Origin of the sequence: Pseudomonas orientalis (assembly GCF_002934065.1) — a bacterium.
Classification (GTDB): domain Bacteria; phylum Pseudomonadota; class Gammaproteobacteria; order Pseudomonadales; family Pseudomonadaceae; genus Aquipseudomonas; species Aquipseudomonas orientalis_A.
In genome coordinates, this window is sequence record NZ_CP018049.1 from 5,700,776 (window position 1) to 5,723,705 (window position 22,930).

The 22,930-nt window shown below is 61.1% G+C and carries 23 protein-coding genes and 1 other RNA gene; 9 read left to right on the forward strand and 15 right to left on the reverse strand.

Features of this window, described 5'->3' with window-relative positions:
* Window positions 1–319 precede the first annotated feature (319 nt).
* The 5 genes from BOP93_RS25875 to BOP93_RS25895 are packed head-to-tail and all read right to left on the reverse strand — an operon-like array spanning window position 320 to window position 5,108.
* Window positions 320–1,537 carry a 2-octaprenyl-3-methyl-6-methoxy-1,4-benzoquinol hydroxylase gene (locus tag BOP93_RS25875; RefSeq protein ID WP_167400629.1) on the reverse strand — a complete coding sequence of 406 codons (1,218 nt, stop codon included), beginning with the start codon at window positions 1,535–1,537 and terminating at the stop codon, window positions 320–322.
* Between the two features lie 8 nt (window positions 1,538–1,545).
* Complete coding sequence (locus tag BOP93_RS25880; RefSeq protein WP_065887025.1) at window positions 1,546–2,031, reverse strand: DUF4442 domain-containing protein; 486 nt, start codon at window positions 2,029–2,031, stop codon at window positions 1,546–1,548.
* Entirely contained in the window at window positions 2,024–3,211 is a 1,188-nt protein-coding gene (ubiH, locus tag BOP93_RS25885) for a 2-octaprenyl-6-methoxyphenyl hydroxylase (RefSeq protein WP_104505068.1), read from the reverse strand. The genes BOP93_RS25880 and ubiH overlap by 8 nt, the downstream gene beginning before the upstream one ends.
* Window positions 3,208–4,530 (reverse strand): Xaa-Pro aminopeptidase, encoded by a 1,323-nt coding sequence (gene pepP / locus BOP93_RS25890; protein ID WP_065887023.1) that lies wholly within the window; start codon window positions 4,528–4,530, stop codon window positions 3,208–3,210. Before pepP ends, ubiH begins: the two co-directional genes overlap by 4 nt.
* A gap of 20 nt (window positions 4,531–4,550) precedes the next feature.
* The gene (locus BOP93_RS25895) at window positions 4,551–5,108 is read right to left on the reverse strand and encodes a YecA family protein (RefSeq protein ID WP_057723388.1); all 558 of its coding nucleotides are present in this window, start codon (window positions 5,106–5,108) and stop codon (window positions 4,551–4,553) included.
* 139 nt (window positions 5,109–5,247) lie between these two features.
* On the opposite strand from BOP93_RS25895, the gene BOP93_RS25900 reads away from it, so the two are divergent.
* From BOP93_RS25900 to BOP93_RS25915, 4 genes are all read left to right on the forward strand, one after another.
* The gene (locus BOP93_RS25900) at window positions 5,248–5,457 is read left to right on the forward strand and encodes a TIGR02449 family protein (RefSeq protein WP_003177365.1); all 210 of its coding nucleotides are present in this window, start codon (window positions 5,248–5,250) and stop codon (window positions 5,455–5,457) included.
* Window positions 5,454–5,771, forward strand: coding sequence for a cell division protein ZapA (locus BOP93_RS25905; RefSeq protein ID WP_065887022.1), 318 nt, complete (start codon window positions 5,454–5,456; stop codon window positions 5,769–5,771). Before BOP93_RS25900 ends, BOP93_RS25905 begins: the two co-directional genes overlap by 4 nt.
* 30 nt (window positions 5,772–5,801) lie before the next feature.
* A non-coding RNA gene (ssrS, locus tag BOP93_RS25910) (6S RNA) lies at window positions 5,802–5,980 on the forward strand.
* Window positions 5,981–6,038: 58 nt separating this feature from the next.
* Window positions 6,039–6,668 carry a 5-formyltetrahydrofolate cyclo-ligase gene (locus BOP93_RS25915; protein ID WP_104505069.1) on the forward strand — a complete coding sequence of 210 codons (630 nt, stop codon included), beginning with the start codon at window positions 6,039–6,041 and terminating at the stop codon, window positions 6,666–6,668.
* Between the two features lie 7 nt (window positions 6,669–6,675).
* On the opposite strand, the gene BOP93_RS27660 is transcribed toward BOP93_RS25915, so the two are convergent.
* Window positions 6,676–6,822 carry a hypothetical protein gene (locus tag BOP93_RS27660; protein WP_015886446.1) on the reverse strand — a complete coding sequence of 49 codons (147 nt, stop codon included), beginning with the start codon at window positions 6,820–6,822 and terminating at the stop codon, window positions 6,676–6,678.
* 194 nt (window positions 6,823–7,016) lie between these two features.
* Here BOP93_RS27660 and BOP93_RS25920 point away from each other — a divergent pair, with 194 nt between their 5' ends.
* Window positions 7,017–7,466, forward strand: coding sequence for an EVE domain-containing protein (locus BOP93_RS25920; protein WP_104505070.1), 450 nt, complete (start codon window positions 7,017–7,019; stop codon window positions 7,464–7,466).
* Between the two features lie 4 nt (window positions 7,467–7,470).
* Here BOP93_RS25920 and BOP93_RS25925 read toward each other — a convergent pair whose 3' ends face one another.
* A complete protein-coding gene (locus BOP93_RS25925; protein WP_104505071.1) occupies window positions 7,471–7,878 on the reverse strand; it encodes a flagellar basal body-associated protein FliL in 408 nt (135 codons plus the stop codon).
* A 150-nt stretch (window positions 7,879–8,028) separates the two neighbouring features.
* Between BOP93_RS25925 and BOP93_RS25930 the strand changes: the two genes are divergently transcribed.
* A complete protein-coding gene (locus tag BOP93_RS25930) occupies window positions 8,029–9,006 on the forward strand; it encodes an NADPH:quinone oxidoreductase family protein (RefSeq protein ID WP_104505072.1) in 978 nt (325 codons plus the stop codon).
* A 274-nt stretch (window positions 9,007–9,280) separates the two neighbouring features.
* Window positions 9,281–10,618, forward strand: coding sequence for a glycerol-3-phosphate transporter (glpT, locus tag BOP93_RS25935; RefSeq protein ID WP_065887017.1), 1,338 nt, complete (start codon window positions 9,281–9,283; stop codon window positions 10,616–10,618).
* On the opposite strand, the gene BOP93_RS25940 is transcribed toward glpT, so the two are convergent.
* Both BOP93_RS25940 and BOP93_RS25945 read right to left on the reverse strand, forming a co-directional pair.
* Complete coding sequence (locus BOP93_RS25940; RefSeq protein ID WP_057723381.1) at window positions 10,615–11,268, reverse strand: gamma-glutamylcyclotransferase; 654 nt, start codon at window positions 11,266–11,268, stop codon at window positions 10,615–10,617. The two genes, glpT and BOP93_RS25940, sit on opposite strands and share 4 nt — an antisense overlap.
* Window positions 11,269–11,295: 27 nt before the next feature.
* On the reverse strand, window positions 11,296–13,683 hold the full coding sequence (locus BOP93_RS25945) for a TonB-dependent receptor plug domain-containing protein (protein WP_104505073.1): 2,388 nt from the start codon (window positions 13,681–13,683) through the stop codon (window positions 11,296–11,298).
* A gap of 327 nt (window positions 13,684–14,010) precedes the next feature.
* Between BOP93_RS25945 and BOP93_RS25950 the strand changes: the two genes are divergently transcribed.
* Entirely contained in the window at window positions 14,011–14,493 is a 483-nt protein-coding gene (locus tag BOP93_RS25950; protein ID WP_104505074.1) for a sn-glycerol-3-phosphate transporter, read from the forward strand.
* 114 nt (window positions 14,494–14,607) lie between these two features.
* Here the strand turns inward: BOP93_RS25950 and BOP93_RS25955 are convergent, their stop codons facing one another.
* The 6 genes from BOP93_RS25955 to BOP93_RS25980 form a co-directional block, all read right to left on the reverse strand.
* A complete protein-coding gene (locus BOP93_RS25955; protein WP_104505075.1) occupies window positions 14,608–15,576 on the reverse strand; it encodes a CDP-6-deoxy-delta-3,4-glucoseen reductase in 969 nt (322 codons plus the stop codon).
* Window positions 15,576–17,042 (reverse strand): 4-hydroxy-3-polyprenylbenzoate decarboxylase, encoded by a 1,467-nt coding sequence (gene ubiD / locus BOP93_RS25960; RefSeq protein WP_065887012.1) that lies wholly within the window; start codon window positions 17,040–17,042, stop codon window positions 15,576–15,578. Before ubiD ends, BOP93_RS25955 begins: the two co-directional genes overlap by 1 nt.
* A gap of 59 nt (window positions 17,043–17,101) precedes the next feature.
* Window positions 17,102–19,084, reverse strand: coding sequence for an acyltransferase family protein (locus BOP93_RS25965; RefSeq protein WP_104505076.1), 1,983 nt, complete (start codon window positions 19,082–19,084; stop codon window positions 17,102–17,104).
* Window positions 19,085–19,241: 157 nt separating this feature from the next.
* The gene (gene rho / locus BOP93_RS25970; RefSeq protein WP_003176825.1) at window positions 19,242–20,501 is read right to left on the reverse strand and encodes a transcription termination factor Rho; all 1,260 of its coding nucleotides are present in this window, start codon (window positions 20,499–20,501) and stop codon (window positions 19,242–19,244) included.
* A gap of 234 nt (window positions 20,502–20,735) precedes the next feature.
* The gene (gene trxA, locus BOP93_RS25975) at window positions 20,736–21,065 is read right to left on the reverse strand and encodes a thioredoxin TrxA (protein ID WP_104505077.1); all 330 of its coding nucleotides are present in this window, start codon (window positions 21,063–21,065) and stop codon (window positions 20,736–20,738) included.
* A gap of 120 nt (window positions 21,066–21,185) precedes the next feature.
* Window positions 21,186–21,881: a FadR/GntR family transcriptional regulator gene (locus tag BOP93_RS25980; protein WP_104505078.1), complete on the reverse strand. Its 696-nt coding sequence runs from the start codon at window positions 21,879–21,881 to the stop codon at window positions 21,186–21,188.
* Between the two features lie 255 nt (window positions 21,882–22,136).
* Here BOP93_RS25980 and BOP93_RS25985 point away from each other — a divergent pair, with 255 nt between their 5' ends.
* Entirely contained in the window at window positions 22,137–22,922 is a 786-nt protein-coding gene (locus BOP93_RS25985) for a transporter substrate-binding domain-containing protein (RefSeq protein WP_065887009.1), read from the forward strand.
* Window positions 22,923–22,930 lie beyond the last annotated feature (8 nt).

Below are 22,930 nucleotides of genomic sequence, written 5' to 3' on the forward strand. Positions count from 1 at the left end.
CACACCGAGCCTAGGCGAGGTGCCGAGTGGTGGGGCAAGAGCGTTTTGCTTACTTTTGCGCTTTTCAAAAGTGAGCCGCTGTAAAAGCGGAACCATTAGCAGCCGTTACCGCAGAAACGGATATGTAATCGGTCTGATCCAACATCCTGGTCGGCCCTGAGGCCGCCATCGGGGGCAAGCCCCCTCCCACATTTGGACCTCGGAGCGTCAGGTAGATACGCGTTAGCTCCCTCGCCACAGGTGCGGTGTCGCACCAAAATTGTGTAGATACCTATGCTCATCGGGGGCAAGCCCCTCCCACAGGGGGCCGCACTTCGGTTTACAGTTTGGCGAGGTCCGGGAGGTCGCCGGTCAGGCCCAAGGCCTGGCGTACAAACAGTGCCTTGGCTTCGGGCATCTGGTCGACGATCTTCAACCCGGCATTGCGCAACCAGCGCAGCGGCAGTTGATCGGCCTGAAACAGGCGCTCGAAGCCCTCCATTGCCGCCATCAGCGCCAGGTTATGCGGCATGCGCCGACGTTCGTAGCGGCTCAGCACCTTCACATCCGCCAGACGCTCGCCACGCTCGGTCGCCGCCAGCAACACTTCGGCCAGCACCGCGGCATCGAGAAAGCCCAGGTTAACGCCCTGCCCCGCCAAGGGATGGATGACGTGGGCCGCATCGCCAATCAACGCCAGGCCCTCGGCCACGTAACGTTTGGCGTGACGCTGACGCAACGGCACGCAGACGCGCGGGTCGGCGCTGACCACCGTGCCCAGGCGCCGCTCAAAGGCCCGCTCCAGCTCACCGCAGAAGCGCTCATCGTCCAGGGCCATCAAACGCTCAGACTCCGCCGGCGTGGTCGACCAGACAATCGAGCACCAGTCCTCCTGCCCATCACGCACCAGCGGCAGGAATGCCAGCGGGCCCGTGTCGGTGAAGCGTTGCCACGCCGTGCGCTGATGCGGCTGGCTGCTGCGTACGCTGGTGACGATGGCGTTGTGCAGGTAGTCCCATTCACGGGTGGGGGTGCCGGTCAGGCGGCGCACCGCGGAGTTGGCGCCGTCAGCGGCGACCACCAGCGGCGCGCGCAGCTTGCGCCCATCGGCCAGGGTCAGCAGCCATTCATCGCCGGAACGGCGCATCTGCTCCAGGCGCGCATTGGCCAGCAGCCCCAGGTCACAATCATGCAGGCGGTCCAGCAAGGCATCCTGGACCACGCGATTCTCCACGATATGCCCCAGCACCTCGGCATGCACGCTGGCTGCCGAGAAGTGGATCTGCCCGGTGCCGCTGCCGTCCCATACTTGCATCTGGCCATAGGGACTGGCGCGGCGCTCGACGATGCCGTCCCACACGCCAAGGCGTTCGAGAATGCGCTGGCTCGCGGCGGACAGCGCACTCACCCGCGGTTCAAACGCCGCCGCCGGTTCGAACGGCTTGACGCTCAGCGGGCTGCCGTCAAGCAGCAACACCTGCAGGCCACTGCCCTGCAACGCCAGCGCCAGGGCGCTTCCGACCATTCCGGCCCCGACAATCAGCACATCTGCGCGCATGTCCATAGTCAAGCCTGTCTCGCTGGCGGCTTGCGCCGCACGTAAAGGGTTTTGTCGACCCGCGCCACCAGGGTGCCGGAGCCGTCATGAATCTGGACCTTGAGCCGAGGCAAATATTTCTCGCCATCGGCGGTCTGTCGACGAACCTCATCGAGCAGGGCGTCGTCGATGGAAAACTCGGCATACACCGGACCTTTGCCCGGCGAGATGAAATCGATGCTGGCGGCCTTGTCCCACACAATATAATCGCGGCCCAGGTTCTCCATCAGCATCAGCATGTAGAACGGGTCGACCATCGAATACAGGCTGCCGCCGAACTGGGTGCCCACATAGTTGCGGTTATACCAGCCCAGGCCCATGCGCACCTTGACGTGACGAAAGTCGGCGCTCATCTGCTGCACACTGACCCCGGCGCCCAGGTAGGGCGGATAGAGCGTCATCACCCAGCGCAGCAGCCGCGCCTTGCCCAGGCGCTGGATCAGCCACTTACGCATCGGGGCGCGTACCCAGGCCCATGGCCTGGCGGGCGAACCAGCGCTTGGCCGGCGGCAGCAGGTCCAGGCCGAGCAGGCCCATGTTGCGCCCCAGCGCCACCAACGGTTGGCCGCTGCCAAACAGGCGCGTGACCTGGTCGGAGAAACCCACCGTCAGTTGCTGGTCCAGGCGCTGGCGCTCGCGGTAGCGCTGCAGCGTCGCCAGGTCGCCCGGCACGGCAGGCCCGGCCAGCAAGGCTTCGGCCAGGGCGTTGGCGTCGCGCAGGGACAGGTTGAAACCCTGCCCGGCGATCGGGTGCAGGCTGTGCGCCGCATTGCCGAGGACCACCAGGTGCGAGCGGACCTGTTCTTCCGCTTCCACCAGCGTCAGCGGATACAGATGCCGCGCGCCTACCTGCTTCAGCGTGCCCAGGCGATAGCCGAACACGCCCTGCAATTCGCTGAGGAAACTGCGCTCGTCAAGGCCCGCCAGACGCTGGGCGTCCATGCCCATGCGGGTCCAGACCAGCGCGCAGCGGTTGTCGGGCAGCGGCAGCAAGGCCATCGGCCCTTCATCGGTGAAGCGCTCGAACGCTTCGCCATTATGGGCTTCGCTCGGGGTGATGTTGGCGATCAGCGCGCTCTGGTTATACGGGCGCGTCTTGACGCCGATGCCCAGTTGTTCGCGCAGGCCCGAGCGGCCGCCGTCGGCCAGTACGGCAAGGTCGCATTCGAGCACGGTTTCATCGTTGAGGGTCAGGCGGTAGCCATCAGGCAGCGGCTCCATGCGCGTGACTTCCGCCGGGCAGCGCCAGCTGACCACCTCCTTATCCAGGCCTTGCCACAGGCATTGGCCCAGCCAGGCGTTTTCCACCACGTAACCGAGGGCCGGCACACCCTCTTCCAGGGCTGACAGACGCGCGGTGGAGAAACGTCCACGGTCAGACACATGAATCTGCTTGATCGGCTCGGCGCGACGGGAAATGTGCTGCCACACGCCCAGGCGCTGATAGATCTGCCGGGCACCAAAGGACAGCGCCGAGGAACGCGCATCGTAGCTCGGCTGATAGCTGTCGCCGGGCGCGAAGGGCTCGATCAGTGCGATTTTCCACCCTCGCGCCTTGGCCCCGGCCTGCAACGCCAGCGCCAGGCTGGCGCCCACCAGGCCACCGCCGATGATCGCCAGGTTGACCCGGCTCATCGGGCAGCCGCCATCAGCGCTTCGATCTCGGCCACCGTCTTGGGCACCGCGCCAGTCAGAATTTCACAGCCTTGCTTGGTCACTATCACGTCGTCCTCGATGCGTACGCCAATGCCACGCCACTTCTTCGCTACGTTCTGGTTATCCGGTGAAATATAGATCCCCGGCTCCACGGTCAAGGCCATGCCGACTTCCAGCACGCGCCATTCACCGCCGACTTTGTACTCGCCCACATCATGCACATCCATGCCCAGCCAATGGCCGGCGCGATGCATATAAAAAGCGCGGTAGGCTTCGCTGGCGATCAGTTCGTCAACCTCGCCTTGCAGCAACCCCAGCCTGACCAGCCCGGCCGTGATGACCTGCACGGTCGCCTCATGCGCCTGGTTCCAATGCTTGTTCGGCGCGATCTGCGCGAAAGCGGCTTCCTGGGAGGCCAGCACAATCTCGTAGATCGCCTTTTGCTCGGGCGAAAACCTGCCGTTGACCGGCCAGGTGCGAGTGATGTCACTGGCGTAGCAGTCGATCTCGCAACCGGCATCGATCAATACCAGGTCACCGTCCTTGAGCAGCGCGTCATTCTGCTGGTAATGCAGGATGCAGCTGTTGCGTCCTGCGGCCACGATGGAGCCATACGCCGGCATTTTCGCGCCACCCTTGCGGAACTCATAATCCAACTCGGCTTCCAGGCTGAACTCATGCAGGCCGGCACGGCTGGCCTGCATCGCGCGCACATGGGCGGCGCAGGAAATTCGCGCCGCCTCGCGCATCACCTTCACTTCCGCCGCCGATTTATACAGGCGCATGTCGTGCAGCAAGTGATCCAGGGCAACGAATTCGTTCGGCGGCTGGGCGCCCAGGTGCGCCTTGGAGCGGATCACGTTGATCCACTCCATCACATGCCGGTCGAATTCGGCATTGCTGCCCATGGCCGAATACACCCGGTCGCGGCCTTCAATCAGGCCGGGCAGGATGTCGTCGATATCGGTAATGGGAAACGCGTCGTCAGCGCCAAAATCGCGGATCGCACCTTCGGTACCGGCGCGCAGGCCGTCCCACAATTCGCGTTCGGCGTTGCGTTCGCGGCAGAACATTATGTACTCGCCATGCTGGCGACCGGGCATCAGCACGATCACCGCCTGCGGTTCGGGGAAGCCGCTCAGGTACTGGAAGTCGCTGTCCTGACGGTAGACATGTTCCACATCACGGTTGCGAATCGCCACGGCGGCAGCCGGCAGGATCGCGATGCTGTTGGGTTCCATCTGCGCCATGAGCGCCTTGCGGCGACGGGTGTATTCCGCTTTGGGGATATGGATCATGGGCAGATGGGCTTCCTTTTTCAGTGCAGCGACGGCTTGGGCGCCGCAGGTTCAGCGGACTTCCTGGTCTCGGTGAACAGCAGCAACGGCGCAACGCGCAGGTATTCCATGACTTCCATATAGTCGCCCTCGCCGTCTTCGGACTCTTCCAGGGCGTCTTGCACCTGGGAGATGGCTGCCAGGTCCTGCAACACTTCCTTGGCGTCGGTGCTCAGTTCCAGGCCGCCGGCATTCACGCCGAAACCGTGGAGGAAGCCCTGGCACCATTGGCCCAGTGCAGCGGCGCGCTCGGCGAGCGGTGCGTCGTCGGTCGGCAGCAGCAGGACCACGGTGACGTCATCACCGGTCAGCTCGCCCTTGACCATCTCTTGCAGGCCGATCAGCGCGTTACGCACGTTCTCGGTCGGTTCGGTTTCCAGCAGCTCGGCCACATCGGCCAGCCAGTTGTCGGCATCGAAGCCCACGCCGGTGCAACTGCGGCCCAACAGCACGCCGTGCAGTTCGGCAGGCGAGCAAGGATGGCCGCTGGTGCTCAGCAGTTTGGAAAAAGCGTCGTACGGGGAGTTCTGAATGGGCATGGTGAGCTAGGCGCCAGACGGCGCAATGTCTAGAATGGAGCGCTGTATCCTAGCACCGGCAGACGCACCAAGACTATCGAGGGCGTCAGATCGTTTATCCTGAAGTTGCCATTCATCAGACAAAATCCAGTGGAACCCAATGGAAGACACCGACCTGCAAGCGCTGATGGCCAGACTCGAACTGCTAATTGATCGGGTCGAGCAACTTAAGAGTCAAAACGGACTCCTATTAGCTCAGGAAAAGACCTGGCGCGAGGAACGCGCTCACCTCATTGAAAAAAACGAAATCGCCCGGCGTAAGGTCGAATCGATGATTTCGCGCCTGAAGGCCCTGGAGCAAGACTCATGAGTTCAAGCAATAGCGTTACCGTGCAGATCCTCGACAAAGAGTATTCGATCATCTGCCCCCAGGAGGAGCGCAGTAACCTGGTGAGCGCTGCCCGCTACCTGGACGGCAAGATGCGTGAAATCCGCAGCAGCGGCAAAGTGATCGGCGCCGACCGCATCGCCGTCATGGCTGCGCTGAACATTACCCACGACCTGCTGCACAAGCAGGAACGCCCTGACGCGCAGGCCAGCGGCTCGACCCGCGAGCAGGTGCGTGACCTGCTCGAACGCGTCGACCTGGCGCTTTCCACCGATTCCGACGCACCCAAGGGCTGATTGCCGAGTCTGTTTAAGGTATACTCGCCTCACTCCCTGGCGTGTTTGCCAGTCGGCGATGTCCCGGAGCCGATTCGCACTACCCTGGAAGTTGCACGTTGGGCTGGTGTGCATGTCCGCTAGACGGAAAGCCTTAAAGCCTACTGCTTCTTCCACCTTGAACTTTCGGGTTCAAGGGCTTAGTCGACAGCGGCTCTGCCGGGGAGCCTGAATTCCCAAACTCAATGCCAGTCTTCGGACTGGCATTGTTTTATGAGCCGAACAGCCATGACCGAACCTGCGCCGCTTTCCCGTCCGCAACTTCGACGCCTGTTGCGCAAAGCACGCCGCGCTCTGACACCGAGCGAGCAGCGTCAGGCCGCGCAAGGTCTTTACCGGCAACTGGCACAGCACCCGCTGTTTCGCCGGGCCAGACATATTTCCCTGTATCTACCGACGGACGGTGAAATCGATCCGCGCCTGCTGCTGCGCGCTGCCCAGCGCCGGGGCAAGGCCACCTACCTGCCGGTACTGAGTGCGTGGCCGAGAACCAAAATGGTGTTCCAGCGCGTGCGGCCTGGGGATAAGTTGCTGCCCAACCGCTTTCGCATTCTCGAGCCTCGGGCCGATACCCACCGCCAACGCAAGGTGTGGGCGCTGGATCTGGTGCTGCTGCCGCTGGTGGGGTTCGATAATGAGGGTGGGCGGTTGGGCATGGGTGGCGGCTTCTATGACCGCAGCCTGGCTTACCTCGCCAGGCGCAACACGTGGCGCAAGCCGACGCTGCTGGGGCTGGCCCATGAATGTCAGCAAGTCGATCGCTTGGCGCAGGCGAGTTGGGACGTGCCGCTGGCGTGCACTGTCACCGATAAGCAATGGTATGTCGCAGAAACGTCGCTGGAATCAGCGACGCTTTAAAATCGCATTAACGCTTGAATTGCTGCTGCACAGGCGAAAGCTCAACCGGTGCATCGGTCTTGTTCGACCACAGGCTCTGGGCATAACCGGTGGTCACGACACCCAGACCAAACAAAATAACCAATATCCATAGTAAATCCGGTTTACGTTGCATCGATTGCCCCCCTTCAGGCATCTCGTACACGATGACAACAACGTTCCAAAGTAGTCCGTTGCAGCTGCGCCAAGCTTGAAGCCCGGCATTCTGCGGTAACGTGAACCAACACGCAAACCTTGACGCCAACCGACTGTCGGTTTGTCACGGGATTGCCCGACAACTTGCCCAATGCCTTTTTCAGGAGCGCAAAAATGGCCTACTGGTTGATGAAATCCGAGCCCGACGAACTCTCGATCAAAGGCCTGGAAACGCTCGGTGAAGCCCGCTGGGACGGGGTGCGCAATTACCAGGCGCGCAACTTTTTGCGGACCATGGCGGTGGGCGACGAATTCTTCTTCTACCACTCCAGCTGCCCCGAGCCAGGCATTGCCGGCATCGGCAAAATCGTCAAGGCGGCCTATCCCGACCCCACCGCGCTGGAGCCAGAAAGCCACTACTTCGATGCCAAGGCCACCCCGGAAAAAAACCCGTGGAGCGCAATTGACGTCGCGCACGTGCAGACCTTTGCCAAGGTGCTGGGCCTGGGCTACCTGAAACAGCAGGCCGCGCTGGCCGAACTGCCTCTGGTGCAAAAAGGCAGCCGACTCTCGGTGATGCCGGTCACCGCCGAACAGTGGGCGGCAGTCCTGGCGTTGCGTTGAAGGGTTACTGAATGATCAGGTTGTTGAACAACAGGTCTTCCACCATCGGCTTGCCGGTCTCATCGTTCATCACCTGCTGCGTCTGTTTCAACGCTTCCTGGCGCAGCTTTTCCTTGCCTTCAACCGTGCTCATGGCTTCGTTGGTCTGCTGGGTAAACAGTGCCACCAGTTGGTTGCGGATCAACGGGTCGTTGGCCTTGACCAACTTTGCCGCTTCTTCGCCGGTCACGCGCAGAGCGATGTCGGCCTTGAATACCTTGAGTTTTGCCGTGCCATCCAGGCCGTAGTTGCCCACGAACGGCGGCGTCAGGCTGATGTAGCTGACCTTCGGCGCCTCGCCTTCCTTGGCTTCTTCGGCCTGGGCTGCCATCGGCAAGGTCAGGGCCAGCATCAACAGGATCCACGCTTTCACAGTTCATTCCTCGAATTCGGTTGCCGGGTAGCATAACGCTAGCAAGGCTGAGCACAAGCTTATGGGGGCTTATCAGGCGCGGGCATGCTTGTTGACCCACGGGCGTACCCTCCTACACTTATCGGCCACGACGCCAAAAGGAATAGTCCGATGAAAGCTGTGCTGTGCAAAGCCTTCGGCCCCGCCGAAACCCTGGTGCTGGAAGAGATCGCCAGCCCCGCGATCAAGAAGAACGAAGTGCTGCTGGACGTGCACGCGGCCGGGGTGAATTTTCCGGACACCCTGATCATCGAGGGTAAATACCAGTTCAAGCCGCCCTTCCCGTTTTCCCCGGGTGGCGAAGCGGCGGGCGTGGTGAGTGACGTCGGGGAGAAGGTCAGCCACTTGAAAGTCGGTGATCGCGTGATGGCCCTGACCGGCTGGGGCAGTTTTGCCGAGCAGGTGGCGGTGCCGGGCTATAACGTGCTGCCGATCCCACCGAGCATGGACTTCAACACCGCCGCCGCCTTCAGCATGACCTACGGCACCTCGATGCACGCGCTGAAGCAGCGGGCCAACCTGCAACCGGGCGAAACCCTGCTGGTGCTCGGCGCTTCCGGTGGCGTGGGCCTGGCCGCCGTTGAAATCGGCAAGGCTATGGGCGCCCGGGTGATCGCCGCGGCCAGCAGCGCCGACAAACTCGCGGTGGCCAAGGCCGCCGGCGCCGATGAGTTGATCAATTACAGCGAAGCCAACCTCAAGGATGAGGTCAAGCGCCTCACCGACGGCAACGGCGCCGATGTGATCTACGATCCGGTGGGTGGCGACCTGTTTGACCAGGCGATCCGTTCGATCGCCTGGAACGGCCGCTTGTTGGTGGTGGGCTTTGCCAGTGGGCGCATCCCCGAATTGCCGGTGAACCTGGCACTGCTCAAGGGCGCGGCGGTGGTGGGCGTATTCTGGGGCTCGTTTGCCCAGCGTCAGCCGCAAGATAATGCGGCGAACTTTCAGCAGTTGTTCACCTGGTACGGCGAGGGCAAGTTGAAGCCGTTGGTATCGCAGGTGTATCCGCTGGAGCAGGCGGCCCAGGCGATCAATGATCTGGGGCAGCGCAAGGCTGTGGGCAAGGTTGTCGTCCAAACCCGTTGACCGAGGTGAAATGCAGCCCAAATGTGGGAGGGGGCTTGCCCCCGATAGCAGTGGGTCAGCCAGCAATGACTAACCTGATACACCGCCATCGGGGGCAAGCCCCCTCCCACATTTGATCCTCAACGACCCACACTTACCTATTCGCGACATGTTCATAAGAGAACATGCAATTGCTCCCATTTCCTGTGTTTGCGGATAAGAGGCGATGCTATTTTCGGTAACGAAACTGTAACATTCGCATCCGCAGTCAAAACAAGAAATTTGGAGCCCTTGAATGTTTGCTTTCTTCCGACCTGCCGCACACCAGGCGCCCCTGCCTGAAGAAAAAATAGACAGTACCTACCGACGCCTGCGCTGGCAGATCTTCGCCGGTATTTTCTTCGGTTACGCCGGCTATTACCTGCTGCGCAAAAACTTCTCCCTGGCCATGCCCTACCTGATCGACGAGGGCTACACCCGCGGTGAGCTGGGCCTGGCGATGTCGGCCATCGCGATTGCCTACGGCCTGTCCAAGTTCCTCATGGGCCTGGTGTCCGACCGCTCCAACCCGCGTTACTTCCTGCCCTTCGGCCTGCTGGTGTCAGCGGGGGTGATGTTCATTTTCGGTTTCGCGCCTTGGGCGACGTCCAGCGTGACCATGATGTTCATTTTGCTGTTCATCAACGGTTGGGCCCAAGGCATGGGCTGGCCGCCAAGTGGGCGGACCATGGTGCACTGGTGGTCGCAGAAAGAACGCGGCGGCGTGGTCTCGGTGTGGAACGTGGCGCACAACGTCGGCGGCGGCCTGATCGGCCCGCTGTTCCTGCTCGGCATGGCCTGGTTCAATGACTGGCATGCGGCGTTCTACGTGCCGGCTACGGTGGCGCTGGCAGTGGCGGCGTTTGCCTTCATCACCATGCGCGACACGCCGCAATCGGTTGGCCTGCCGCCGATCGAGCAGTACAAGAACGACTACCCGGAAGGCTACGACGCCAGCCACGAAGACGAATTCAGCGCCAAGGAAATCTTCGTCAAGTACGTGCTGCGCAACAAAATGCTGTGGTACATCGCCCTCGCCAACGTGTTCGTCTACCTGCTGCGCTACGGCGTACTGGACTGGGCGCCGACCTACCTGAAAGAAGCCAAGCATTTCACGGTCGACAAGTCGTCCTGGGCGTATTTCTTTTACGAGTGGGCAGGTATCCCGGGCACGCTGCTGTGCGGCTGGATGTCGGACAAGATCTTTCGTGGCAATCGCGGCCTGACCGGCATCGTGTTCATGGCGCTGGTGACCGTGGCGACCCTGGTTTACTGGCTCAACCCGCCGGGCAACCCGATGGTCGACATGATTGCGCTGGTATCCATCGGCTTTTTGATCTATGGCCCGGTGATGCTGATCGGCCTGCAGGCGCTGGAACTGGCACCAAAGAAAGCCGCCGGCACCGCGGCCGGCTTCACCGGCCTATTCGGCTACCTGGGCGGTTCGGTGGCGGCGAGCGCGGCGATGGGCTACACCGTGGACCACTTCGGTTGGGACGGTGGTTTCGTGCTGCTGATTGGCGCGTGCGTGCTGGCGATCGCCTTCCTGATCCCGACGCTGTGGCACACCAACAGCGTCAGCTCGGCGCGCTAACTGCCCGAGCAATCCTTTGCACACCGCTTGAGCCGCGCCTCCAGGTTTTTATCTGGCATGGCGTGGCTACGCAGGGCGTTCACGGTCTGCTCGACATAATCGCGAGTGGTGCCGTAACGCCCGCAAGCGCTTTGCAGAACGTGGTTCAGCACGATATCGGGCAAGTTGCCAGCATAGCTGGGCAAGTGCCGCTCCAGCACAAATCCCAGCGCCTGCACCTGACTGCCATCTTCCAGGCGGCAACTGAGCCAGTGCGGTTTGTAGGAGGGGTAAGGCATTTCGCGTTGCCATAATGCATACAGCGAAGCCTCCAACTGATCTTCCGGCAAGCGGTAGGCAAACCCGCTGCACGAACCGCCCCGATCCAGCCCGAACACCAGGCCCGGCAACTCCGGCGTACCCCGATGCTCGTGGGACCACAGGTACAGGCCACGGTGATAACCGTGAACCCGTGCGCGCACCCGCTCGCTCGACGAACATTCAGGACGCCAGATCAGCGAACCATAGGCAAACAGCCAGACCGGCCCACCCTTATGCCGGGCCATGGTGGCCTGCATCGAGCTCATTAATTGTTCGTGAGTGAGTTGCGGCCCAAGATCGAGCCGCGGAGGGTAAGCCAACTGCAAAAGATCGGTTTCAATGGCGGTCATGGCGAAAAGCGTTGCGCCTCCTGTGTGCTACCAGTTGTAAGCGACTTTACCGTAATAAAACGCGCCGCTGTAACCGTACGGCGAAAAAGTGCTGTAGGCCAGGTTGCCGCCGCTGCTGGCGTAGGCATTGACCTTCTCGGGGTATTTGTCGGTGACGTTGTCGCCGCCCAGGGTGAAGGTCCAGTTCTTCAGCTTGTAGTCCGCCGACAGGTCCAGCACCCAGGCCGCCTTGAAGGTCTGGTCGTTGACCTTGTCCGCCTGGTAGCTGGTGAACTCACCATAGCGCACCAGGTTGCTGTGCAGTGCCCAATTGCCGAAGGTGAAGTCGTTGCCCAGGCTCAGCTTGTGCTGGGGCGTGGTGTCGCCGAGCAAGCCGATGCGCTCGCGACGGTCCACCCGCACCAGGTTGGCGCCCAGGCTGTCGAGGACGGCCGGGTTGGCCTTCACATCGGTGACCTTGGTGTGGTTGTAGTTGTAGCCCACGGTGCTGTTCCAGCGGATACCGTTATCGAACTGATAGCGATAGTTGGCCACCAGGTCGACACCGTCGGTGCTGGTGTCGGTGGCGTTGGTGAAATAACGCGCTGTGGTGTAGTTGATATTGCCGACACCGTTAGCTTGCAGGTAGGCCACCGTCGCCGGATTGAGCGTGAGGTTGGACGACAGGCTGATGCGGTCGCGTATGTCGATGCGATACACATCCAGTGTCACCGTCAGGTCGTCGGCAGGCTCCAGCACCAGGCCAAGGCTGTAGTTACGCGACTTTTCAGCCTTGAGGTCTTCGGCACCGAGCAGGCGCGCCACCTGGCTGTTGGCCGGGAACGTGCCGGCCTCCTGGATCGTATTACCGATCAATTGCGATGAGGTATAGGCGAAGTTCTGCTGGGCCAGGGACGGCGCGCGAAAGCCATTGGAAATGCTGCCGCGCAACGCCACTTGCGGGGTGAAGTCGTAACGCGCCGACAGCGAACCGCTGAGGTTGGAGCCAAAATCGCTGTAGTCCTCATGGCGCACGGCGGCCGAGGCGCTGAGTTGTTCGGTGAAGTTGGTTTCCAAATCCAGGTATTGCGCCCAATTATGCCGCGTACTGGTCCCCGCATCGGCATCGCGGAACCCGCCAAGGCCAGAGCTGCCGGTCTGGTAGTAGGACGCGGGCTCACCTGCCTGGATTTCATAGCCCTGATGCAAGTATTCACCGCCGAACGCCACGGAGACCGGGTACGGCAGCCAGCCCAGGTCAAACTCGCGGGACAGGTCCAGGCTGACTTGCTTCTGCTCGTTGCTCAGGGTGCCGTTGTTGAATTTGCGCGGCGTCGCCAGGCCCAGGGAGGTGTTGATGGTTTCGGTGCCGAGCTCGTACTGATTCTTGCCGTAGTTGGCCGACAGGTCGTAGTGCCAGTCGTAGGCGAGCAGCCCGCGCAGGCCCACCACCAGCGAGGTGTCTTCCAGGTTGCCTTTGATCAGCGGCAGGTAGCCGTTGGGGTTGAGTGCCGCAATATTATTGGAAGCGTTGCTGGCGCGGTAGAACGCTGCCGTCTCGCCGCGGCGCTTGCTGTAGCCGCCGAAACTGTAGAATTCGGCGGCATCGTTGAAGGAATATTCCGAGTTGAACTGGAATTTGCCCTCATTGGTGGCCGGCTCGCCTTGACGGAATACACGCTGGCCGTAGGTGGTGGAACCGACACTGCCTGGGCGGTAATCATTGCCGGCACGATTGGTGTAATCGTTGTCGGCACCTTCGGCCGACAGATTGATAAAGCCGTTTTCGCCCAATGCCAGGCCCGTATTGCCGCTGACATTACGCTGGATGCCGTCACCTTTTTTGTACCCGCCGAACCGAGTGGAGATCGAACCGCCCTGGTCGTCGTGCTTGAGGATCACATTGATCACGCCGGCGATCGCGTCGGAGCCGTAACGTGCCGACGCGCCATCGCGCAGCACTTCGATGTGGTCCACCGCCGACAGTGGGATTGCATTCAGGTCCGCCGGTGCCGAACCGCGACCCACCGCACCGCCGAGGTTGACGAAAGCACTGGTATGACGGCGCTTGCCGTTGACCAGTACCAACACCTGGTCCGGTGACAAACCGCGCAACTGCGCCGGGCGTACCAGCTCGGCGCCATCCACCAGGCTCGGCCGTGGAAAGTTGATCGATGGGATCAGGCGCGCCAGCACCGCGCCCAGCTCGTCGGAGCCGGTACTGCGCAGGGTTTCGCCGGAGATCACATCGATTGGCGACAGCGAAGCACTGGCGGTGCGCTCCTGGGCGCGCGTGCCGGTCACGATGACCGTACCCAGTTGGGGCGCATCGACGGCGGACGTTTCATCCGCAAGAACGGGATTGAATCCCACGGTGGTCAGCAAATTGGCCGACAAAATCGCCGTGTATAACGCGTGTTTTCTGTAGCTCCCCATACCGCTCCCTATGAATCAATTAATAGAACTTCAACGCTCAGAGTTCGTACGATCGATCCGGCTGGCGGGCGGTAGCGGTCAGTGATTGGTGGCTGTGGATGAAGTCGGTAGTCCGTTGACATATAGCCTAAAGATATTCATCGAATAAAATAAATACCTTAAAAGAATAAGCGAATGCATAAGCACCCTCACCCGCTCATCAGCCACCGCGACGGCGATCCGAGCGCTTTCAGCCAAGGTTCAGCCTGAGCAGCGGGCAATCCGCCAAAATGCCGCATACATCACGACCCACTTAGCCGCTCATCCAATCGACTATCGAGGCCGCCCATGCACAAAATCCGCTTGCCTGGCCTGCTGTTCCTGGCCCAGGCCACCACTGCACTGGCAGCTGAGACCCCACCAGCAAACGACGACAAAGGCTTCTGGTACGCGCAGACCAGCGTCTACACCCGGCATTTCGCGCCCGACCCCGAGCACAACAACCAGCAAAACCTGCTGGGACTGGAGCGCAACGAAGCGTCGGGCCTGGTCTATGGCGCGGCGACCTTTCGCAACTCGTTCAGGCAACGCGCCTACTACGCATACGTCGGCAAGCGCTATGACATGGCCGATTACCCGGTGTACCTGAAGGTCACGGGTGGGGCGATCCAGGGTTATCGCGGCAAGTACCGTGACAAGATCCCCCTGAACCGTTATGGCGTGGCGCCCGTCATCATTCCGTCCGTGGGCACGCATTACGGGCCGATGGCGGCAGAACTGGTGTTGCTGGGGTTCAATGCAGCGATGGTGACGACTGGTCTGAGATTCTGAACGGGCGTAAATCAATGTGGGAGGGGGAAGCCCTGTTTGTAGGAGCGAGCAAGCTCGCTCCTACAGAGGGAGAGGGCGGCATTAGGGCAAGCCCCCTCCCACACGTTGATTACGTCAGGGACGTGGAGCGTAGGCAAATACGTCAGCGCGCATCTGGTGCGCATCCATACCGGCGTCGACCAACGCATCCAGCGTGCCGTAGATCATCGCCGGTGATCCGCTGGCGTACACGTGCACGGCCTTGAGGTCGGTAATGTCTTCGCACACGGCTTCATGCAGCAAGCCGCAGCGCCCTTCCCAACCGCACAGGTCACTGACGACTTTGTGCAGGAACAGGTTGGGCAGTTGCTGCCATTGATCCCAGTGCTCGATCTCGTAGAAATCTTCCGGGCGACGCACGCCCCAATACAGGTGCACCGGGTGCTTGAAGCCGGAAGCCCGGCAATGCTCGATCAGGCTGTGCATCTGGGCCATGCCCGTGCCGGCGGCGATCAGCACCAGCGGCCCGTCCGGCAACTGGGCCAGGTGGGTGTCACCGAAAGGCAGTTCAATCCGCGCCATGCGGTTGCGCTGTAGCTGGTCCAACAGGTTGCGTGCGCTGTCCTCACGGGCCAGCACATGCAGTTCCAGCTCGCGGCCGGAGTGAGGTGCCGAGGCCAGGGAAAACGCCGACTTCTCGCCGTTCTCACGCTCGATCATCAGGTACTGCCCGGCGTGGTAACGCACCGCCTTGCCAGCCGGCGCGAGCAGCCGCACGCGCCACACATCGCCGCCGACTTCCACGCATTCGCTCAACTGGCACGACAATTTGCGCACCGGCAATTCCCCCGGCGCCAGCACGCCATCCCACAACACAATGCAATCTTCCAACGGCTCGGCGATGCAGGTGTAGAACTCACCATGATCACGCACCTCACCGCTCTGCTGCACACGGCCCTCCACCAACAGCGCCGCACACACGTGGCATACGCCGTTGCGACACGCCTGCGGGCATTCATAGCCCAGGCGGCGCGCACCGTCGAGGATGCGTTCGCCAGGGTTCAGTTCCAGTACCGCGCCGGAAGGTTGCAGGGTTACGCGCATCAATCTATTCCCAATTCTTTCCAGATTGCATCGACGCGAGCCGTCACGGCGTCATCCTTGACGATTACCCGGCCCCACTCGCGGGTGGTTTCACCCGGCCACTTGTGAGTGGCATCCAGGCCCATTTTCGATCCAAGCCCCGACACCGGCGAAGCGAAGTCGAGGTAATCGATCGGCGTGTTGTCGATCATTACCGTGTCGCGCTTGGGGTCCATGCGCGTGGTGATGGCCCAGATCACGTCGTTCCAGTCGCGGGCATTGATATCGTCGTCGGTGACGATAACGAATTTGGTATACATGAACTGTCGTAAAAACGACCACACACCCAGCATTACCCGCTTGGCATGGCCTGGGTACGACTTCTTCATGGTGACGATGGCCATGCGGTACGAGCAACCTTCCGGCGGCAGGTAGAAGTCGGTGATTTCCGGGAACTGCTTTTGCAGGATCGGCACGAACACTTCGTTCAGCGCCACGCCAAGGATCGCCGGCTCATCCGGTGGCCGACCGGTGTAGGTGCTGTGGTAGATGGGCTTGATCCGATGGGTGATGCGCTCAACGGTGAACACCGGAAAGCTGTCGACTTCGTTGTAATAACCGGTGTGGTCGCCGTAAGGCCCTTCATCGGCCATTTCGCCCGGATGAATCACACCTTCCAGGATGATTTCGGCGGTGGCCGGCACTTGCAGATCGTTACCGCGGCACTTCACCAGCTCGGTGCGGTTGCCGCGCAGCAGGCCGGCGAAGGCGTACTCGGACAGGCTGTCCGGCACCGGCGTCACTGCGCCGAGGATGGTGGCCGGGTCGGCGCCCAGCGCCACGGAGACCGGGAATGGCTGGCCTGGATGTTTTTCGCACCATTCGCGAAAGTCCAGGGCGCCGCCACGGTGGCTCAGCCAACGCATGATCACCTTGTTGCGGCCGATCACTTGCTGGCGGTAAATGCCGAGGTTCTGGCGGTCCTTGTTCGGACCTTTGGTGACGGTCAGGCCCCAGGTGATCAGTGGGCCGACGTCGCCGGGCCAGCAGGTCTGCACAGGGAGCATGGCCAGGTCCACGTCATCGCCTTCGATGACCACTTCCTGGCACACCGCGTCCTTGACCACCTTGGGCGCCATGGCAATGATCTTGCGGAAGATCGGCAGCTTCGACCAGGCGTCCTTCAAGCCTTTGGGTGGCTCGGGCTCCTTGAGGAAAGCCAGCAGCTTGCCGATCTCGCGCAGCTCGCTGACCGCCTCGGCGCCCATGCCGAAGGCGACGCGCTCGGGTGTGCCGAACAGGTTGCCGAGCACCGGAATGTCGTAGCCGGTCGGGTTCTCGAACAACAGCGCCGGGCCCTTGTTACGCAAGGTACGGTCGCAAATCTCAGTCATTTCCAGTACCGGTGAAATCGGCATCTGGATACGTTTCAACTCTCCGCGCTGCTCAAGTTGCTGCACGAAATCCCGAAGATCCTTGAATTTCATTAACCATGCCACCCGTAAAATAGGCGTACATCCTACCTGCTCTCGAGGCGGCTGGCAGCTTAATTGGCCGTCAGCCCCCGTGACTGCAGTGAACTGAACAGCGGTTCCATAAAGGCCTCGATATGCCGCGCGCCCACTTCAGACAGGTGGTTATCGTCGGTGTACAGCGCGCGCCCGTTGAGCTCGACCCGGCACAAGCCATCGGTGCCGCACAGCGAGGGCGCCGGGTCCAGCACCGCGACGCCGCTGTCGGCGGCCGCCAGCTCATCGAACAATTGGCTGATAAACGCCTGGCGCTTGAGATGCTTGGCTACGTCCAGACCTTCGCCGTCAAACGGTCGGTGCATCATTGCCAGGCGACTGAGGCGGTAAGGCACGATGATTTCCTGCAGCGGCACCTCCTTGACCAGCCAGACCCTGTGCCCCGCAGCGCGCAGCGCCTGAATGCGCTCGCGCATCCCCTGGGCAAAGCGTTGCTCAGCCACAGCCTGCACGTACTCGCCGGTGCTGGGGTCTTTGAGCGCATGCTCTTTGTCACCCGACATTTGCCCGTAGACATACAGGCTCCAGCGCGCCGCCAACACCACATCGCTGATTTTCTTTTCGGTCATCGCCTTCTCGACGCGATGGTTGAAATGCGCACACCGGGCAATGTTCTCAAGGCCATCCAAGGGGATGCAGCCGGCAAAGCTGGCTTCAATCACGCTGATATCATGGCGATCAGCGCCCTCTTTGAGCGCCGGAATCAGCGCGGTGGCGTGACTGTCGCCCCACACCAGCGCCGAGACCGACTGACTTTTGGGACCGAAATGGCAGAACAACCGCTCATCGGGCGTGTCCTTGTCAGCCATACACGCCGTCAGCTCCGGGCTCCACTTCTTTGCCTTCGCGAAAATCAACGCCTGCTCAGACAAGCGCGACGGCACACCGTCGAATTCACGGATCGCCAAGCCAGTGAAACCAAGCCCCAGAATGCCGACCACGGCTGAAGCAAGAATCGCCTTACGCGAGGCCAGCAAGCGTTTTTCCCGGAACGGCGTTTCCACGAAGCGCCAGGACAGGTAGCCCAGCACCAACGAAAGCAGCATCAAGCCGGCCAGTTCCAGGACACTCAAGCCATCCACCGCGGCATAGTTGGCGTACACAAACACCGGCCAATGCCACAGGTACCAGGAATAGGAAATCAGCCCGATACCGACCATCAGCCGCGTACTCAACAGGCGCCCGACCCAGGTGTATTGCTGCCCGTTGGCCCAGATCAACCCGACCACGCCCAGCACCGGCAACAGCGCGGCCGGACCGGGAAACGGGGTTTTCGCGTCGTAACCGAATACCGCGATCAGGATCAGTGCCATGGAGGCCAGGCTGACCCCCTGGGCCAGGGCAGGCGAAGCGCGCCATTGATATTTGGGCAGCACCGCCAGCATCGCACCGGCCAGTAATTCCCAGGCACGCAGGTGCAGCAGGAAGAAGGCTTTTTGCGGCTCGTGCTCAACCGCCCAGACGCTCATGCCAAACGAGCCCAGCAGCACCGCGAACAGCGCCAGGCGCCAGTGCTTCAAGCGAGCTGAAAGCAGCGTGAGCAACAGCGGGAAGAAAATGTAGAACTGCTCTTCTACCGCCAGCGACCAGGTGTGCAGCAGGGGCTTGATGTCAGAAGCTGCATCGAAGTAGCCATGCTGGCGCGAGAACAACAGGTTGGAGGTAAAGGTCACCTGATAGTGCGCAGACCGCCCCAACTCTTCGTAGTCCTTGGGCGCCAACAGAAACCAGCCCACCGCGAGTGTGGCCGCAATCATTACGAACAGCGCCGGCAGGATGCGCCGTGCGCGCCGGGCCCAGAAGTCGATGAAACTGAAGCGCCCGGCCTGACGCTCACGCCAAATAATGGACGTGATCAAAAAGCCGGAAATGACGAAGAAGACATCGACGCCAACGAAACCGCCGGTGAGGCCAGGAACGCCGAAGTGAAACAGCACGACGGCGAGGACAGCGATGGCACGCAGGCCGTCAATGTCTCTGCGGTAAGCAAGAGTGGTCATAAGAATTGTGGTCAGTCTGTGACGAAAGGAGTGAGCGTAGTCGCGGATACAATTTTTGTTACTTAACGGACACTTATGCCATAAAAAACGATGAATCTCGACGCAAAAAAAATGGCGCCCCGGGCGGGACGCCATTTTTCGGACCTGAAACGCCGTATTACTTGCGTTTCATCGACAGGAAGAACTCGTCGTTGGTCTTGGTGGTTTTCAGCTTGTCGATCAGGAACTCGATAGCGGCCACTTCGTCCATCGGGTGCAGCAGCTTGCGCAGGATCCACATGCGCTGCAGTTCGTCGTCGGCGGTCAGCAACTCTTCGCGGCGCGTGCCGGAGCGGTTGATGTTGATGGCCGGGAACACACGCTTTTCAGCGATACGACGGTCCAGGGGCAGTTCCATGTTGCCGGTACCCTTGAACTCTTCGTAGATCACTTCGTCCATCTTCGAGCCGGTTTCAACCAGCGCGGTGGCGATAATGGTCAGCGAACCGCCTTCTTCGATGTTCCGCGCGGCGCCGAAGAAACGCTTTGGCTTCTCCAGGGCGTGGGCATCGACACCACCGGTCAGCACCTTGCCGGAGCTCGGGATCACGGTGTTGTAGGCACGGGCCAGACGGGTAATGGAGTCGAGCAGGATTACCACATCCTTCTTGTGCTCGACCAGGCGCTTGGCCTTCTCGATCACCATTTCGGCAACCTGCACGTGGCGGGTCGGTGGTTCATCGAACGTCGAGGCAACCACTTCGCCACGCACGGTGCGCTGCATTTCGGTCACTTCTTCCGGACGCTCATCGATCAACAGTACGATCAGGTGAACTTCAGGATTGTTACGCGCGATGTTCGCTGCAATGTTCTGCAGCATGATCGTTTTACCGGCCTTGGGCGGCGCGACGATCAGGCCACGCTGGCCCTTGCCGATCGGGGCGCACAGGTCGATGACACGACCGGTCAAGTCTTCGGTGGAACCGTTGCCGGCCTCCATCTTCATGCGCACGGTCGGGAACAGCGGGGTCAGGTTCTCAAAGAGAATCTTGTTTTTCGCGTTCTCGGGACGATCAAAGTTGATCGTGTCGACCTTGAGCAGGGCAAAATAACGCTCGCCTTCCTTCGGCGGTCGGATCTTGCCAACGATGGTGTCGCCGGTGCGCAAGTTGAAGCGACGGATCTGGCTCGGCGAGACATAGATATCGTCTGGGCCGGCAAGATAGGAAGCGTCTGCGGAGCGGAGGAAGCCGAAGCCGTCCTGGAGAATCTCCAGCACGCCATCACCGGAGATTTCCTCGCCGCTTTTCGCGTGCTTCTTGAGCAGGGAGAAAATCACGTCCTGCTTGCGCGAACGGGCCATATTTTCTATGCCCATTTCTTCGGCCAGTTGGAGCAGGTCGGTAATCGGCTTTTGCTTGAGTTCAGTCAGATTCATATAGGAATGACGTAATCATTTATGGAGGGGGGAAATTAAGCTTTTGGCTTAATGAGGCCGCGCCGCAGAGAAGGCGACAGGATCGCGTACTAATCGAAAAGGAATGCGTCGGCGACGGCTTGCAGGGGGCAGTGGAGAAACCAGTGCGGGGCCGAATGTACCACCTGAATTTCGGAGCGTCTAGCCCTGTTTTACGAAAAAGCCCCGAGATTTTCGGGGCTTTTTTGACGACGCTTAGATGTTGGCGTCGAGGAAAGCTTGCAGCTGAGACTTCGACAGTGCGCCCACTTTAGTGGCCGCAACCTCGCCGTTCTTGAACAGCATCAGGGTCGGAATACCACGCACGCCATGCTTGGCCGGGGTTTCCTGATTGTCGTCGATGTTCAGCTTGGCAATGGTCAGCTTGCCTTCGTAAGTGGTTGCAATGTCGTCCAGGACCGGAGCGATCATTTTGCAAGGGCCGCACCACTCAGCCCAGTAGTCAACCAGCACCGGGCCAGCAGCCTTGAGTACTTCGGCCTCAAAGGTCGCGTCGGTGACGTGCTTGATAAGATCGTTGCTCATGGATGTCTCCGGATTGTAAGCAAAAAAAACGTTGCCCATCATAGCCGCCCTTCCCCCGTTCAGGAAGCCGCCTCTGATTGAGTGTTGCTATGGCCGCGCATGACTTTGAATATCGCCCGCTCACGGCGAGACAGGTGTGACGAAGGCAATACCCGTGCGCATCGCCGCATTACGTACATGTTCCTGCATGGTTTTCTGCGCTGCCGCACTGGTGCGCCGGGCCAGGGCGCGCAGAATCTTGCGATGTTCCTGCCAGGTTTCCATGGCGCGTTCCGGCCGGATGAACGGTAGTTTCTGGCTTTCCAGAAAGACCTCGGCGCTGGCGCTCAGGATACTCACCATCGCCTGGTTGCCGCTGGCCAGCAGGATGCGCCGATGAAACTCGAAGTCCAGCCGGGCGGCGCTTTCAAAGTCACCGGCCTTAAGCACCTTGCGCATTGCTTCGACATTGTCCTGGAGGCTGTCGAGTTCGTCGGTGGTCAAGGTGACCGCCGCCAAACCGGCTGCGAACCCTTCAAGGGCGTAACGCAACTGGAAGATATCCAGCGGCGTGGCCTGCGCTGCAAACGGCCAGGCGAGTTCGGACGGCGGCTGCGGTACCTGCACGAACACGCCCTTGCCCGGCTGCACACTGACCACCCCCAGGGCGCTCAAGGACGACAACGCCTCCCGCAACGACGCCCGGCTCACGCCCAGACGCACTGCTAAATCGCGTTGAGAAGGTAATGCATCGCCCGGCCCGAAGCCCCGCTCCTTGATCAGTTTGCGGATGGCCTGCAGGGCCGCCTCCGGTACGGCTTGGGCGATGGAATTCATAGAAAACTCAAGGTTCCAGTCAACTGAGTGGCTAGTTGTAAAGCTATTCACGTCTGTCGGCAAGCCACGCCCCAAAGGGGCTCGCGCGCTTTTCACGGCGCCCGAAAAGGGTGCGAAAAGCGCAACCACTGTTCAGACCAGTAAGACCATCACACCTCAACGGCAGCGTGCCTTGCAGCCTCTTCCAAGGGGGCTGGCATGGGCTGTGCACTGAGCAAACTCAGAAAATTCCTTCGCCCTTCTCGGAGAGTTGCCATGACCAAGCGCTACAGCGCCCTGCTCACTGCCCTGTTTGCCAGCCTGATGCTGAGCCAGGCACCCGCCCAGGCCAACGGTCTGGACGATATCGTCGCCCGTGGCACCCTCAAGGTGGCTGTGCCGCAGGACTTCCCGCCATTCGGTTCGGTGGGCCCCGACATGAAACCCCGCGGCCTGGACATCGACACCGCCAAGCTGTTGGCCGACCAACTCAAGGTCAAGTTGGAGTTGACCCCGGTCAACAGCACCAACCGCATCCCATTCCTCACCACCGGCAAGGTGGACTTGGTGATCTCCAGCCTGGGCAAGAACCCCGAGCGCGAAAAAGTCATCGACTTCTCCAGGGCCTACGCACCTTTCTACCTCGCCGTATTCGGCCCGCCTGACGCCGCCGTCAGCAGCACCGACGACCTCAAGGGCAAAACTATCAGCGTGACCCGTGGCGCCATCGAGGACATCGAGCTGACGGCTGTCGCGCCCAAGGAGGCGACCATCAAGCGCTTTGAAGACAACAACTCGACCATCGCCGCCTATCTGGCCGGCCAGGTCGACCTGATCGCCAGCGGCAACGTGGTGATGGTGGCGATCAGTGAACGCAATCCCAAGCGCGTACCGGCGCTGAAAGTGAAGCTCAAGGACTCGCCGGTGTACGTCGGTGTGAACAAGAACGAGCCGGCGTTGCTGGAGAAGGTCAACCAGATCCTGGTCGCGGCCAAGGCCGACGGCAGCCTGGAAAAGAACGCGCTGCAATGGCTCAAAGAGCCCCTGCCTGCCGACCTCTAAGCCGGAGT